The organism is Billgrantia hypersalina, from assembly GCF_052584175.1.
In genome coordinates, this window is record NZ_JBMIQI010000018.1 from 752,429 (window position 1) to 766,992 (window position 14,564).

The 14,564-nt window shown below is 62.9% G+C and carries 15 protein-coding genes; 4 read left to right on the plus strand and 11 right to left on the minus strand.

Going from position 1 to position 14,564, the window contains the following annotated elements:
- Window positions 1-12: 12 nt before the first annotated feature.
- The 3 genes from ACOJCM_RS18020 to ACOJCM_RS18030 are packed head-to-tail and all read right to left on the minus strand — an operon-like array spanning window position 13 to window position 2,167.
- Window positions 13-759 carry an amino acid ABC transporter ATP-binding protein gene (locus ACOJCM_RS18020; protein WP_445213437.1) on the minus strand — a complete coding sequence of 249 codons (747 nt, stop codon included), beginning with the start codon at window positions 757-759 and terminating at the stop codon, window positions 13-15.
- Complete coding sequence (locus ACOJCM_RS18025) at window positions 756-1,430, minus strand: amino acid ABC transporter permease (protein ID WP_445213438.1); 675 nt, start codon at window positions 1,428-1,430, stop codon at window positions 756-758. The genes ACOJCM_RS18020 and ACOJCM_RS18025 overlap by 4 nt, the downstream gene beginning before the upstream one ends.
- Window positions 1,431-1,447: 17 nt before the next feature.
- Window positions 1,448-2,167 (minus strand): amino acid ABC transporter substrate-binding protein, encoded by a 720-nt coding sequence (locus ACOJCM_RS18030; RefSeq protein WP_445213439.1) that lies wholly within the window; start codon window positions 2,165-2,167, stop codon window positions 1,448-1,450.
- A 366-nt stretch (window positions 2,168-2,533) separates the two neighbouring features.
- Here ACOJCM_RS18030 and ACOJCM_RS18035 point away from each other — a divergent pair, with 366 nt between their 5' ends.
- The 4 genes from ACOJCM_RS18035 (at window position 2,534) to ACOJCM_RS18050 (ending at window position 5,520) form a co-directional block, all read left to right on the plus strand.
- Window positions 2,534-3,565, plus strand: coding sequence for a DUF3549 family protein (locus tag ACOJCM_RS18035; protein ID WP_445213440.1), 1,032 nt, complete (start codon window positions 2,534-2,536; stop codon window positions 3,563-3,565).
- Between the two features lie 24 nt (window positions 3,566-3,589).
- Complete coding sequence (locus ACOJCM_RS18040; RefSeq protein WP_445213441.1) at window positions 3,590-4,027, plus strand: ATP-dependent zinc protease family protein; 438 nt, start codon at window positions 3,590-3,592, stop codon at window positions 4,025-4,027.
- A 30-nt stretch (window positions 4,028-4,057) separates the two neighbouring features.
- Window positions 4,058-4,966 carry a 30S ribosomal protein S6--L-glutamate ligase gene (rimK, locus tag ACOJCM_RS18045; RefSeq protein WP_445213442.1) on the plus strand — a complete coding sequence of 303 codons (909 nt, stop codon included), beginning with the start codon at window positions 4,058-4,060 and terminating at the stop codon, window positions 4,964-4,966.
- A 110-nt stretch (window positions 4,967-5,076) separates the two neighbouring features.
- Entirely contained in the window at window positions 5,077-5,520 is a 444-nt protein-coding gene (locus ACOJCM_RS18050; RefSeq protein ID WP_445213443.1) for a hypothetical protein, read from the plus strand.
- A 1-nt stretch (window position 5,521) separates the two neighbouring features.
- Here the strand turns inward: ACOJCM_RS18050 and ACOJCM_RS18055 are convergent, their stop codons facing one another.
- The 8 genes from ACOJCM_RS18055 to ACOJCM_RS18090 form a co-directional block, all read right to left on the minus strand.
- The gene (locus ACOJCM_RS18055; protein WP_445213444.1) at window positions 5,522-6,250 is read right to left on the minus strand and encodes a SanA/YdcF family protein; all 729 of its coding nucleotides are present in this window, start codon (window positions 6,248-6,250) and stop codon (window positions 5,522-5,524) included.
- Window positions 6,251-6,307: 57 nt separating this feature from the next.
- Complete coding sequence (gene sufT, locus ACOJCM_RS18060) at window positions 6,308-6,880, minus strand: putative Fe-S cluster assembly protein SufT (protein ID WP_445213445.1); 573 nt, start codon at window positions 6,878-6,880, stop codon at window positions 6,308-6,310.
- A gap of 1 nt (window position 6,881) precedes the next feature.
- Window positions 6,882-8,141, minus strand: a complete 1,260-nt coding sequence (locus ACOJCM_RS18065) for an aminotransferase class V-fold PLP-dependent enzyme (RefSeq protein WP_445213446.1) — start codon at window positions 8,139-8,141, stop codon at window positions 6,882-6,884.
- 15 nt (window positions 8,142-8,156) lie between these two features.
- A complete protein-coding gene (gene sufD, locus ACOJCM_RS18070; RefSeq protein ID WP_445213447.1) occupies window positions 8,157-9,515 on the minus strand; it encodes a Fe-S cluster assembly protein SufD in 1,359 nt (452 codons plus the stop codon).
- Window positions 9,512-10,264: a Fe-S cluster assembly ATPase SufC gene (sufC, locus tag ACOJCM_RS18075; RefSeq protein WP_445213448.1), complete on the minus strand. Its 753-nt coding sequence runs from the start codon at window positions 10,262-10,264 to the stop codon at window positions 9,512-9,514. The genes sufD and sufC overlap by 4 nt, the downstream gene beginning before the upstream one ends.
- A gap of 187 nt (window positions 10,265-10,451) precedes the next feature.
- Window positions 10,452-11,894: a Fe-S cluster assembly protein SufB gene (gene sufB, locus ACOJCM_RS18080; protein ID WP_445213449.1), complete on the minus strand. Its 1,443-nt coding sequence runs from the start codon at window positions 11,892-11,894 to the stop codon at window positions 10,452-10,454.
- Between the two features lie 70 nt (window positions 11,895-11,964).
- Window positions 11,965-12,429: an SUF system Fe-S cluster assembly regulator gene (locus ACOJCM_RS18085; protein WP_445213450.1), complete on the minus strand. Its 465-nt coding sequence runs from the start codon at window positions 12,427-12,429 to the stop codon at window positions 11,965-11,967.
- Window positions 12,430-12,669: 240 nt separating this feature from the next.
- Window positions 12,670-14,391, minus strand: coding sequence for a putative bifunctional diguanylate cyclase/phosphodiesterase (locus ACOJCM_RS18090; RefSeq protein ID WP_445213451.1), 1,722 nt, complete (start codon window positions 14,389-14,391; stop codon window positions 12,670-12,672).
- Window positions 14,392-14,564 lie beyond the last annotated feature (173 nt).

Below are 14,564 nucleotides of genomic sequence, written 5' to 3' on the forward strand. Positions count from 1 at the left end.
CGGACAAGCCCATCAGGCAGGCTGCCCCGCCAGGATCTTGCGCAGGAAATCACGCGTGCGAGGGTCCCGAGGGGCGTTGAAGAGCTGTGAAGGTGGCCCCTGCTCGACGATGCGCCCACCTTCCATGAACACCACGCGATCCGCCACGTCCCTGGCAAAACCCATCTCGTGGGTCACCACCAGCATGGTCTGACGCTCGCGCGCGAGTTGCTTCATCAGGCCGAGTACCTCCTCGACCCACTCGGGATCGAGCGAGGAGGTCGGTTCGTCGAACAGGATCACCTCGGCCTGAGCCGCCATGGCCCGGCCGATGCCGACCCGCTGCTGCTGCCCCCCCGAGAGCGAAGCCGGATAGGCATCCGCCTTGTCCGCCAGACCGATGCGCTGGAGGATCTCGCGGGCCCGGGCGTGAGCCTTGGCCTTGGGCCAGCGGTTGACCACGATCAACCCTTCGGCGATGTTCTCCAGTGCCGTCTTGTTGGCGAAGAGCGCGTAGTTCTGGAAGACGAATGCCGTGCGGCGCCTCGCCGCCAGGATCTCGGCCCGGCTGGCCCGGGTGACATCGACGTCCAGATCCCCGATGACGAGACGCCCGGCATCGGGACGCTCGAGGAAATTGAGACAGCGCAGCAGGGTCGACTTGCCCGTACCGGAAGGACCGATCACGACGATGATCTCACCCTGTTCGATGTCGAGGTCAATGCCGTCCAGCACGGTCGTGCTGCCGAAGCGCTTGACGAGGTTGGCGATCCGGATCATCTGCGATAAGCCCTGTTGAGTCGTCTTTCCAGCCACCCCTGGAACCAGGCCAGCAACTCGACAATGACCCAATACATGATGGCCACCGTAATGAAGGCTTCGAAATAGAGAAAGCTACCGGCCGCCTCCTTCTGTGTCGCCCCCATCAGCTCCGTGACCCCCAGGGTAAAGGCCAGCGAAGTCGCCTTGATCATGTCGATGAAGTAATTCATCAGCGTGGGCACGGCCACGCGAGTGGCCTGCGGCAGCACGATACGGCGCATCAACTGGCCATTGGTCATGCCGATCGACAGCGCCGCCTCGGTCTGGCTGCGGTCGACACCCACGATGGCGGCACGTATCGACTCCGCCATGTACGCCGAGAAGTGGAGCGTCAGCCCCATGATGGTAGCCGTGATACCGTTTATCTGCGTCAGGAAGGCAAGCAGTTGCGGCAAGCCATAGTAGAACAGGAAAAGCTGGACCAGCAGGGGCGTGCCGCGAAAGAAGGAGATGAACAGGATGGTGGCCGCGTTCAGCCCCGGGATCTTGAGCACGCGTATCACGGCCAGCCCGCAGGAGAGCACCAGGGCGAACACCATGCCTGCCGTCGCCATCTGCAGCGTGAGCGGCAGATAACGCAGCAGGATGGGAACCAGCCCCAGCATGTAGTCGAGATCGAGAACGCGCATAGCGAACGCTCAAGGCCTCACTGACGCGTGATGTCGATGCCGAACCAGCGCTCCGAGATGGCCTCCAGGGTGCCGTCCTCACGCAGGGTGGCGAGCGCTTCGTCGACCCGGTCACGCAGGGCACGATCGGCCTCGGTATCGCGGAACGGAAGCGCATTGCGAATGGTGGAGAACGGCTCACCGGCAAGCTGCAGCGGCAACGAACGCTCCTGGATCACCTGCGTGGCGCTGACGCGATCCATGACGAAGGCATCGACGCGACCCAGCGCGGTATCCTGCTCGATATTGCTGTCGTAGGTCCGTATATCAATCTCGTCGGCGTAGGGCAGCTCACGCAGCAACTCCTCATAGTTCGAGCCAAGGTTGACGGCTACCCGCTTGCCCTTGAGGTCCTCCAAACCCTCGATCTCTTCGTTACCCGCCCTGACGACCACCTGTGCACCGTCATAGACATAGGGCTCCGTGAAGAGGTACTTCGCCTCGCGCTCTTCGGTAATGGTGATCTGGTTGGCAATGGTATCGATGCGTCCGGACTCGAGCATGCCGAACAGACCCGAGAAGTTCGCGGTTACGAAATCCACCTCGACACCCAGCTCTTCGCCGACGGCTTGCATGACATCCACCTCAAACCCCTTGAGTGTGTCCTGCTCGACGAAGGTAAACGGGAAATAGCTTCCCGACATCCCCACCCTGAGCACTTCCTCCTGCGCTTCTTCCTGGGCCTGCACACTACCCATGAGGACTAACGCGCCTGAGAGAATCACAGCAGCTGATAGATGTGGTGACATGACCGACTCCTCAATAGCAATTTGGAATAAATATTCCGATTATTATTCGATTCTAGTCAATCGTCATGGCCTCGCCTAGCCTAGGCACATGACAAATACCTATAACAGCCATAGCGTAGCCGTGCGCAGGGAGGTCATGCACAGATTTGCTGAAAGACCCTGTGGATAAGCTCTGGAAAGCCACCGGGGTAGCAGACAACTCGCGGCTTCGCCAATCCTGGTTATTTCTTGATCACCCATCCCGCCGCACACAGGCCGGGTGGCTGACAACGGACCGGTCTCCACGGTAGAGTGCACGCTCCAATGGGAGCCGATATGCAGCCGATCCACACGCTTCACGATTTCTTCGTCCGTACGGGCGCCGACGTCCACCTTTATCATATGGGACGTCGGGTCGAACCCTGCCCACTCGAGGCTTTGGCCAGTTTGGAGGACGATACAGCCGCGTGGCCGCTCCCCTGGCAGGGGCAAGCACGCCTGGGCATCGTCTTTCGCCTGGGCGATCTTGTCGATCCCTTGATCTGGTTCCTCGCCCTGCCGCTGGACGAGCAAGGTCAACTCGTACCGGCCCCGCGTGATGCCTTTCTGCAGCGGTTGCTGGTTACTCTCGGCCACAATGTCACCCGAGCCGGGCGGGATACCGGAGACTCGTCCGGGATCGACAACCTCATGCAAGACAACCCTATTGCCTTCACGCCCTCGCTGCCCTTCCAGGCCCTGCTGCATGCCCGTGCCACCCGCGACATGGGTAAACCGGCCAGCCCGCACCTGGAGCCGGTGGAGGCCTATCTCAGCGGCCAGCAACAGGTGGATTGGCAATTCCTGGGACTGCAGGGGCTGGCCGACTATGCCGTGCGCCACGACGACGAGGCGGCCCTGGCACTGGCCGCAACGCTGCCCAGCCTGCCGGTGGAGGTGCTGGTTTCGCTATGTCACTGTCTTGAACACGTGGCCATCCACGACCGGCTCGCTACAGCCCTGCGCGACAGGGGGGAACAGGCCGCTCAAGCGGGCCAACTGGAGGCGTTTTGCGCCTGCGTGCGTGCGATGGGTGGCGCCAGCCCGTCGATAGCCGGAGCGTGGTACGACACGCTGCTCGACGATCCGGCCGCCTGCGGGCCCGACCTGCTGGCTGCCATCGCGGGGCGAGGCTGGACGCACCTGGAAGACGCTGCACGCCTGCCCCGCTTCCTGAACCGTCTGGCACAACAGAGTGAGGCCGACTTCGCAAATGTCGCTCGCGATCTGGCGTTGATCCCCCGGCTGCGCCTGCCGGTATTGATGGTGCTGCGCGAAGCCGGGCGGGACACTCCCATCGGCCAACGCCTGGCCGGTTTGGGCCACTGAGTATGGATAGCTGGGAATAACGTAATGAAGGAACTGCCCTATACTCCAAAGGCCGTCATTGGACGCCTCGAGATGGTCACGCTACCGACCATCGGCATGACGCTGTGTGCCAAGATCGACACCGGAGCCCGCACCTCGGCCCTGCATGCCGAGGATATCGAAGTCTTCGAGGAGGAAGGGCATCTCTGGGTCAGCTTCACGACCCGTAGCGGAGGACAGGAAACGCCACCGCACGTCTACCGGACTCATCTGCACGACCGCCGTCGAGTGACGAGCTCCAACGGCCAGAAGGAGTGGCGCTACGTGATACGTACGCCGATGCAGCTGGGCGAGCTGGAGATGATGGTGGAACTGACCCTGGCCAACCGCAGCGACATGCGCCATCCCATGCTGCTCGGCCGCCGCGCTCTGCGCCGCCTGCTGGTCGCGCCCGGCGTCACCTTCCTGCACGGCGAACCCTGACCGACCCGCCCATACGCCCCGGAGCCCAAGATGCATATCGCGCTGCTGTCACGCAATCGCAATCTCTACTCCACGCGACGCCTGATGGAGGCCGCCGAACAGCGCGGCCACAAGGTGCGGGTGATCGATACCCTGCGTTGCTACATGAGCATCGCCGCCCATCACCCCTCGATCCACTACAAGGGGGAGGAGATCGAGCGCTTCGATGCGGTGATACCGCGCATCGGCGCCTCGGTGACCTTCTACGGCTGCGCCGTGCTGCGCCAGTTCGAGATGATGGGGACCTACGTGCTCAACGACTCGGTGGCCATCACGCGTTCACGCGACAAGCTGCGCTCTTTACAACTGCTGTCACGCAAGGGACTTGGGCTACCCATTACAGGCTTCGCCCACTCGCCGGACGATATCCCCGACCTCATTACCATGGTCAAGGGGGCTCCGCTGGTGATCAAGCTGCTGGAAGGCACCCAGGGCATCGGCGTGGTGCTGGCCGAGACCAACCAGGCCGCCGAGTCGGTGATCCAGGCCTTCATGGGCATGAAGGCCAATATCATGGTGCAGGAGTACATCAAGGAAGCCCGAGGGGCCGACATCCGCTGCTTCGTGATCGGCGACAAGGTGGTCGCCTCGATGAAACGTCAGGCCGCCGAAGGCGAGTTCCGTTCCAACCTGCATCGCGGGGGGACCGCCAGCCTGATACGCATCACCCCCGAGGAGCGCTCCACGGCGATTCGCGCCGCCAAGGCCATGGGGTTGAGAGTGGCCGGCGTCGATCTGCTGCGTGCCAATCACGGCCCCGTGATCATGGAAGTCAATTCTTCACCGGGATTGCAAGGCATCGAGACGGCCACCGGCAAGGATATCGCCGGCTTGATCATCGAGCATATCGAGAAGAATGCCACCGCCTCACGCAAGGCGCCGCCCAAGCCCAAAGGGTAATTGCAGGAAAAGCGCCCGAATTTGTAGAAAGACTACTTATTTCATCCACGGGGGTAGCAAAACAGTGTTTCCCCCGCCACAATCTGCGTCACCGGAGGAGGTGACCGCTCATGTTTCTCGACAATCGCCAAGTGGCGATGGACAGCGTACTGGAAGCGCTGGCTGACAGCATCGACTATTTTCAGGACAACATCGAGCGCCTGCGCCCTTCCCTGCGCGAAACGCTCAAGCCTCACTACGAGTCCCGCGCCAAGGCATTGAAGAAGCTTCAGGAATTAGCCAGGCGTCACCTCAAGCTGCTGCCGCGCGATGCCGACGTCGAGCGTGACGACTATATGTGGCTGTGGAGCCGGCTGAAGAGCTTCGTTGGCAATGAGAGCCAGGTCGTCATCGGCGAGCTGCTCGAGCAGGAGCGCGTGCTGATGCAGGCACTGGCCACCCTCTACACCCATCCGCTGCCTAATCCGCTCGAGCCGATCGTCGAGCAGTGCTGGAAGGAGTGCCGGGCACTGATCCGCGAACTCTACCGACTGCAGAAGCAGCGTGGCCGCTGACTCAGTTTTCGTCGAGAAGTGACTCCAGCTCCGGCTCGAGTTCGATTAACTGACGCCAAGTGGGCGGGACGATCTGCAGTGGCTCCAGCGGTCCGAGGAAATACGGTTCGCGACCCCATAGGTAGAGATCGCCCACGGTTGCCGCCCGCGCCACCCACTCCCTTGCCTGCAGACGCCACACTCCCCTCACCGGTCGAGACGGGGCACTGCAGCCTCGTGCTTCGAGTCCCAGGGCATCGGCAATGAACAGCGCCCGAGGCAGATGCCATGCCTGGGTAACCAGCAGCGCCCGCTCGACGCCGAAGACGTCCCTGGCTCGCGCCACGGTGTCGAACGTACTGAACCCGGCATAATCGAGAGTCATATCCTCGTCGCGTACGAATTGCCCGCGCAGGTCACGCCACATGGTGATGGGTTCGTTGTACTGGCGGGTACGGTTGTCTCCCGAGAGAAGCAGATGTTCGACGCGCCCCAGGCGGAGCAGGCGGGAAGCGGCGTTGATGCGGGCATCGAAGTGAGGGTTGCGTACACCGCTACGGGTCCAGTGCGAGGTGCCGAAGACGATACCGACACGCTCCGGGCCGCATAGCGGCAGCTCATGCTCGATGCGTGCGTGCGTCTTGCCCAGTACCCAGAGATTGGCTCCGACAAACAACACCACAGCCAGCAGCAACAAGGCGCCGAGCGACATCAGAAGAGACTTGAAGGTTTTCCACAACAGCGCCTGCATTCACCGTCACCGGACAGGAAGAAACGGAAGCCCTGGCTGACAGCGGCTTCGCTTGGGCTAGAACATGCCGAGTTCCAGCTTCGCTTCGTCGCTCATCATCTCACGGCTCCAGGGCGGATCGAAGACGATCTCGGTATGCACGCGGCTGATCTGGGGCGCCCCCAGGATCTTGTTGCGCGCATCGGCGGCAATCACGTCCCCCATGCCACAGCCCGGTGCAGTAAGGGTCATGCGAATGGTGACGATACGTTCGCCGCTGATCAATCGCTCGATGCGGCAACCGTAAACCAGCCCCAGGTCGACGATGTTGACGGGAATCTCCGGGTCGAAGCAGGTACGCAACTGATCCCAGACGAACTGCTCGATCGCCTCGTCGCTGGCATCCTCGGGCAGGGTAGGCCGCGGCAACGGCTCGAGCCCCAGGGCGTCGAGATTGCTCCCCTCGATCAGGTAGAGACGTCCCTCGTGACCCACGCTGACCGAGCTGCCCTTGGCCTGCATGACGCTGACCACACTGTCCTCTGGCAGGGTCACGGTCTTGCCGAAGGGAATCGAGATGGCATCGACGTCCCGCTGCAGCGGCAGCATCTGGCCCTTATCGAGGCTCGCTATCTGTTCGATGCTCGACATGTCAGCGCACCATTCCAATGACGCGTTCCAGGGATTCGGCGAACGTGTCGACTTCCTCGAGGGTGTTGTAAGCGGCAAACGAGGCTCGACAGGTCGCCGTCACACCGAAGTGTGCCAATAGCGGCTGGGCACAGTGATTGCCGGTGCGGATCGCTACGCCGAGCTGATCGATCAGCAAGGCGATATCCTGGGAATGCGCCCCGTCGACGACGAAGGAGAGAACGCCGGCCTTGTCCGGTGCAGTGCCGAGAATGCGCAGGCCATCGATTCGCGACACCGCGGCGGTGGCGCGTTCCAGCAGCATCGCCTCCCAACCACCTATCCGCTCGACACCGACGCTGCTCACCCAGTCCAGCGCTGCGCCCAACGCGATGACTTCGGCGATGGCGGGCGTGCCCGCTTCGAACTTGTGCGGCACGTCGGCGAAGGTCGTCGGCACGTCGAACGAGACGCTCCTGATCATTTCGCCGCCGCCTTGCCACGGCGGCATCGCCTCGAGCAGCTCGGCCTTGCCGTAGAGCGCGCCCGCCCCCGTTGGCCCGTAGACCTTGTGCCCCGAAAAGGCATAGAAATCGGCGTCGATGTCACGTACGTCGACCTGCTGGTGCGGCACCGCCTGGGCGCCGTCGACCAGTATCAACGCCCCACGCTCGTGAGCGATGGCCGCCATCTCGCGCACCGGGTTGACGGTGCCAAAGGCGTTGGAAACATGATTGACCGCCACCAGCCGCGTACGCTCGGTGAAGAGTCCACGGTAGGCATCGAGATCGAGCACGCCGCGCTCATCCACCGGAATCACCTTGACGATGATGCCGAGCTGGTTGGCCAACAGCTGCCACGGCACGATGTTGGAATGATGCTCGAGCAGCGAGACCAAGACCTCGTCGCCCGCTTTCAGGTTGGTCCGCCCCCAGCTGTTGGCTACCAGGTTGATCGCCTCGGTGGTCCCGCGGGTGAAGACAACCTCGCGCCGGTCAGCCGCTCCCAGGAAATCGCGGACCGTCTCGCGTGCCGCCTCATAGGCCGCCGTCGCCTCGTCGGCCAGGGTATGGAGGCCGCGATGAATATTGGCGTTATAGCGGCTGTAGTAGTCGCGAAAGGTGTCGATTACCGCCAGCGGCGTCTGGCTGGTGGCCGCGTTGTCGAAGTAGATCAGCGGCCGTCCATGCACCTGGCGTTCGAGTATGGGGAACTGGGCGCGAATGTCGGCCACGTCGAGGGCCGGTGCGTCGAGCGCTTGCTCGGTGGCCAGAAGGGTCATCGCGGTCTCCTCGTCTCACGCGTCGTGCAGGGCCATGGAGGCTTCCACCAGCCCGGCCAGGTTGAAACGTTCCGGCAGCTTGCCGGCCACTGCCAGCTCCACCCGTTCGGCCACGGCATCCAGGTCGACCCGCTCCATCACTTCGCCGGCAAAGGCCAGGGTCAGCAGGCCGCGGGCGGTCTGCTCGTCGATGCCACGGGTGCGCAGGGCATAGACCGCTTCCTCGTCGAGCTGGCCGGTAGTGGTGCCATGGGAACACTTGACATCATCGGCGTAGATCTCGAGCTCCGGCTTGGCGTCGATCTCAGCACGGTCCGAGAGCAGCAGGTTGGCGTTGCTCTGGAAGCCCTCGATCTTTTGACTGTCGCGCTTGACCACCACCTTGCCGTTGAACACGCCGCGGGCACGGTCGTCGAGGATGCCCTTGTAGTTCTCGTTGGAGAAGGTCCGCGGGGCGTTATGGTTGGCCAGGGTGTGGTTGTCGATATGCTGGCGGCCCTGACCATAGAACAGGCCATAGAAGTTGGCCTCGGCTCCCTCGCCGTTGAGTTCACCCACCAGGTCGTTGCGGACCAGGCCACCGCCCAGGTTCAGGTTGAACGAGGTGTAGCGGCTGTCGCGCGACTGCTCGATATGGATACTGGCCACGTGAAGGTCGGCAAGCGGCGCCTCCTGCAGCTTGTAGTGGGTGAGAATGGCCCCACGGTCGAGCATCAGCTCGGCCACCAGATTGGTGAAGTTGGCCGCCTCGCTCTCGCCGACGTGGTGTTCGACGACGGTGGCCTGGCTGCGTGCACCGGCCTCGACCAGAATGCGCGGGTGGCTCATCACCGGCTCGCCATTGGCTCGCGACAGAAACTGCAGCACGATCGGCTTCTCCACCACGCTGCCCGGTGCCAGGCGCACCACGGCCCCCTCCTCCATGAAGGCGGTATTGAGCGCCGAGAAGGGTGAGAACTCGACGCCGGTCAACCGACCCAAGGGACCACCCACGGCCTCGTGGTTCTCGGCAAGCGCCTGGGACAGCGGCAGCACGGCCACGCCACGGGGCAGCTCGCCCAGGTCGGAGAGCGCCGCCGAGAAGACACCGTCGACGAAAGTCAGCCGGTGCGCCTCGACGGGTAGCGTCAACGCCGCCGCTGTCGCTGGCGAGAACTCGGCGCTGTCAGTCAGCGCGAAGTTGCCTCGGGCGATGGCGCGCACGTCGGTATATTTCCACGCCTCGTCGCGACGGGTAGGGAAGCCGAGCGCCTCGAAGCGAGCCGCGCCGGCCTGACGCCTCGCGGCGATCCAGGTCGGCTCGGTACCACGCGTGGCGTTACGCTCCTCGAGACGAGCCAGAAAAGTCGTCACTTCGCTTGGTGCTTCACTCATGCGGCAGTCTCCTCCACGACCCAGTCGTATCCGCGGGATTCCAGCTCCTTGGCCAGCTCGGCGTCGCCGCTCTTGGCGATACGACCGTCGACCAGCACGTGCACCCGGTCGGGCACGATGTAGTCGAGCAAGCGCTGGTAGTGGGTCACCAGCAGGATGGCGCGCTTTTCATCGCGCAGGGAGTTGACGCCGTCGGCCACCACGCGCATGGCATCGATATCGAGGCCGGAGTCGATCTCGTCGAGCATGGCGAGCTTCGGCTGCAGCACCAGCATCTGCAGGATCTCGTTGCGCTTCTTCTCGCCGCCCGAGAACCCCTCGTTGACGGCACGCTGCAGGAAGCTGGCATCCATCTTCATCTGTGCCAGCTTCTCCTTGACCAGCTTCAGGAACTCGGGCGCCGGGATCTCGCCCTCGCCGCGGGCCTCGCGCTGGGCATTGAGCGCCGCCTTGAGCAGATAGATGTTCTTCACGCCGGGGATCTCAACCGGGTACTGGAAGCCCAGCAGCAGCCCCGCCTGGGCACGCTCCTCGACTTCCATTTCCAGTACGTCGCGTCCTTCGAAGGTAATCGTACCCTGGGTCACCTCATAGCCTTCCTTGCCCGCTATCACCGCCGACAGGGTCGATTTGCCGGCCCCGTTGGGGCCCATGATGGCATGCACTTCCCCGGCATTGATGGTCAGCGAGAGGCCCTTGAGGATTTCGTTGCCTTCCACCGTGACGTGCAGATCCTTGACTTCGAGCATCTTGAGTACCTTTTCGATTCTGTCGAGCCGCCACCGCGACCCGAAAAATTAATTTCCACAAGCCCACGAAACGAGCGAGCGGCGGCTGGGCAAGGCGAGCGCGGAAGCGAGAAGCGGAGTTTACGGCTGTAAATGAGCATTCTCGAATCCGCGCTCAACGCCGTACAGGCGTCGCGCAGCCGTTTTCTCAACCGACAGCGCCTTCCAGGGTGACGTTGAGGAGCGCTTCGGCCTCCACCGCAAACTCCATTGGCAATTCCTGGAACACGTCCTTGCAGAAGCCGTTGACGATCATGCTCACCGCATCCTCTTCGGAGATACCGCGGCTCTGGCAGTAGAACAGCTGGTCCTCGCCGATCTTGGAGGTGGTCGCCTCGTGCTCGATGGTCGCCGTACTGTTGCCGATCTCCTGATACGGGAAGGTGTGCGCCCCGCACTGATCGCCGATCAACAGCGAGTCGCACTGGGTAAAGTTGCGCGCGCCCTTGGCCCGGGGGCCGATCTTGACCAGCCCGCGGTAGGACTGGTTGCTGCGGCCGGCGGAGATGCCCTTGGAAACGATGTAGGAGCGCGTGCCCTCGCCGATGTGGATCATCTTGGTGCCGGTGTCGGCCTGCTGGCGGCCGTTGGTCACCGCCACCGAGTAGAATTCGCCGATGCTGTCCTTGCCACGCAGCACGCAGGAAGGGTACTTCCAGGTGATGGCGGAGCCGGTTTCGACCTGGGTCCAGCTGATCCGCGAGCGGTCGCCGCGACAGTCGCCGCGCTTGGTGACGAAATTGTAGATGCCGCCCTTGCCGTCCTCGTCACCGGGGTACCAGTTCTGCACCGTCGAATATTTGATATAGGCGTCGTCCAGCGCCACCAGCTCGACGACCGCGGCGTGGAGCTGGTTCTCGTCGCGCATCGGTGCGGTGCAGCCCTCCAGGTAGGAGACCTGGGCGCCCTCCTCGCAGATGATCAGCGTGCGCTCGAACTGGCCGGTATTGGCGGCATTGATGCGGAAATAGGTCGAGAGTTCCATCGGGCAGGTGACGCCCTTGGGCACGAAGACGAAGGAGCCGTCAGTGAAGACTGCCGAATTGAGCGCGGCGAAGTAATTGTCGGCGACCGGTACCACCGTACCCAGGTACTGCTTGATCAGTTCCGGGTAGTCGCGAATCGCCTCGGAGATCGAGCAGAAGATCACGCCTGCCTCGTGCAGCTTCTCCTTGAAGGTGGTCGTCACCGACACGGAGTCGAACACCGCATCCACCGCCACGCCGGCCAGAGCGGCACGCTCGTGCAGCGGGATCCCCAGTTTCTCGTACGTCTCGAGCAGCTTGGGGTCGACCTCGTCAAGGCTCTGGGGGCGGTCCTCGGGACGCTTGGGGGCGCTGTAGTAGGAGATCGCCTGGTAGTCGATGGGCGGATAGTCCAGATGCGCCCAGGATGGCGCGGTCATCTTGAGCCACTGGTGGTAGGCCTTGAGGCGCCACTCGAGCATCCACTCGGGCTCGCTCTTCTTGTTGGAGATGAAGGCGATGACGCTCTCATCGAGCCCCGGCGGTACCGTCTCGCTCTCGATGTCCGTCACGAACCCCTCTTTGTATTCGCGGCGGACCAGCTGTTCCATTTCCTGACTTGCCATGGTTTCTCCCCTCCCGGGCGTTTGGGCCGGCGAGCTTGCTCGCCTCGGGTAATGAATCCGGTTCGGTGGCTCAGGCCGTGTCGGCGACCAGGCTCACGCTCTGTATGGGCAGTTGCACCGGTAGCTTGATCGGCGTGGTGTCGGCCAGGTGGGCCAAGGTCACGCTGTCAAGCAGGGTACGCACCGCAAGCGACACGCGCTGCCAGTTGTCGGAGACGCCACAGGTCGACAACAGGTCGCAGTCCCCCCCGGCGTGGCTGCATTCCGTCATCGCCACGGGTCCCTCCATGGCGGTAATGATGTCGATCGCCGTGATGCGCGAAGCCGGCCGTGCCAGGGAGTAGCCGCCCTGGGCGCCGCGACGCGACTCCAGCAAGCCGGCCTTGACCAGCATTTTCAGGGTCTTGCTGACCGTGGGGTGCGGCAACTGCACGGTCTCGGCCAATTCCGCCGCCGCGTGAGATTGCTCGGGATGCCGGGCGATCTGCGCCAGGATCACGGCGGCATAGTCCGTCAGCCGGGAAAGTTTCAGCATGCCTGCCTCCTGAATGTGACGGGCCATGGGCGACGGCCCTTCACTTCATTTCGTACCATTTTAGTCCTGTATGAATTCGATGTGAAGCCCGGAAGGGAAATACTGGCTGCGAGGCGTCGAGATAGCGACACGTTCGAAGCCGTTTGCATCAATAACGGCAATCATTCTCATTAATTCAAGAACCGGTCTTCGCGAAGGGCGAGTCGACGAGACGGATGGAGGCCGGATGACGGCGCTGGATCAGCGCGGTGGAGTGGCCCGATAGCCCGGCTTCAACACAAGGGGGTCACCACGGCGCATCTGTCGCTGCCGCTCGCGGCACCAAACCAGCAACTCATCCGCGGGGAGTGCCTTGGTGTAGAGGAAGCCTTGAGCCTGGTCACAGCCCAACTCCTGAAGGATGCCATGCTGCCCCTGAGTCTCGACGCCCTCGGCCGTGACTTCCAGATCGAGCGCATGGCCCACGTCGATGAGGCAGGCCATGAGCTTGCGTGCCCGCTCATCGTGCTCCAGCCCTTCGACGAAGGCACGATCGATCTTGAGGCCTGTGATAGGTAGGTGGCGCAAGTACTCGAAGGAGGAGAAGCCGGTACCGAAGTCATCGATGCTCACCTGAATACCGCAGCCGCGAATACGCTCCAGCGCTTGCTTGGCGGCAAAGAGATCGTGCACCAGGGCGCTCTCGGTGATCTCTACTTCCAACTGTGAGGGCCGCATGCCCGACTGCTGAACATGCTGCTTGAGCTCTTCCAACAACACGTGATCCATCAGGTTGCGCGTCGAAAGGTTGATACTTACCTTACCGCCATGACGCCGGGCGAAATCGCATGCTTCACCGATGACGAAACGCGTGACCGGAGCGATCAACGTGGTATTTTCCACCTTGGGCATGAATAGCCCCGGGGGGACCAGCTTGCCATGCTCGTCGCGCCAACGAATCAAACCTTCGTAACCGGTCACCTGCCCATCGGCAAGGCGCAGCTTGGGCTGGTAGTGCAACTCGAACTCACCCTGCTCCAGGCCCCGGCGTACACGGGAGATCAGCTTGATGTTCTGGACGCTGCGCCGCGCCAGGAAAGGCTGGAAGTGACAATGGCTGCGTTGCTTCTCCGAAGCCGCCAGCATGGCGATTCTCGCCTCGCGTATCAGGCTCTGGGGCGTATCGCCAGGCGCCCGCTGCCGCGAACTGCCGAGCACCAGCTGGGCGCGTAGCGGGACATCGAGCACGACCAGATTGTCCTCGCCCAGCTCCACGATCTTATGGGCGAGCCGCTCCAACTCATCGACGCCGACCGGCCACAGCAATAGCACGAGCTCCGCCCCGCCGACCCGGTAGCTCCCCGCCAGGTTGGGCCCGAGACGCGTCAGGCGTCGGCTGAGCGCCACCATCAATTCATCGGGAGCATCCGCACCCAGGGCCTCCACGATCTCGCCGATATCCTCGACGCGCACCAGCACCACGCCAATGCCTCGCCTATCCTGACGCGGCGAGCGCTGCAACCAACGGGCCAGGTCTGCTTCCAGCGCAATATCGTTGGGGAGCCCGGCGCGCGGGTCGGTGCGCGAGGCACGTTCGACGCTGATGTAACTCTGCCGGAGGCGCTCGAACAATCCCCCGGCAAAACCGCCGATAACCAGATACAGCCCGAGGCGAATCATCCAGTTGAGGGCTGGCTGAGCTTCTCCCGTCGCTACCGAGAGAGGCATGGCCGCCATCAACAGACCGGCCACCAGTGCCACGGTCAGGGAACCCCACCACGTATACCAGGCCCCCGCAAGCAGTACCGGTATCAGCATCAGATAGGGATAGGCATAGCGAGTACCGCCAGTGGCATGTACCACCAGCGTGCCCGTCGAGATCAGGGCCAGCAGCACCAAGACGCGGCAGCAGTGACGTACCGTGTGAGGACAGGATTGCCACCGATGCTGTAAGGCATGCCAGACATGCCGGCTTCGAGTCATGGCGCCCATCGTTCCCCCGCCTATTTATTAGTTTTTTAAGTACCTGATCTGCGAGTGTATACAAGAAAGTTCTGTCCCTCCCGCTTCCGCCTCAACGCACCTCACCGAAGCCCGGCGGGACGCATTGCAGGACGGCGAATGCATCTCGCCCCATTCTGGCTTCGAAACTGGCG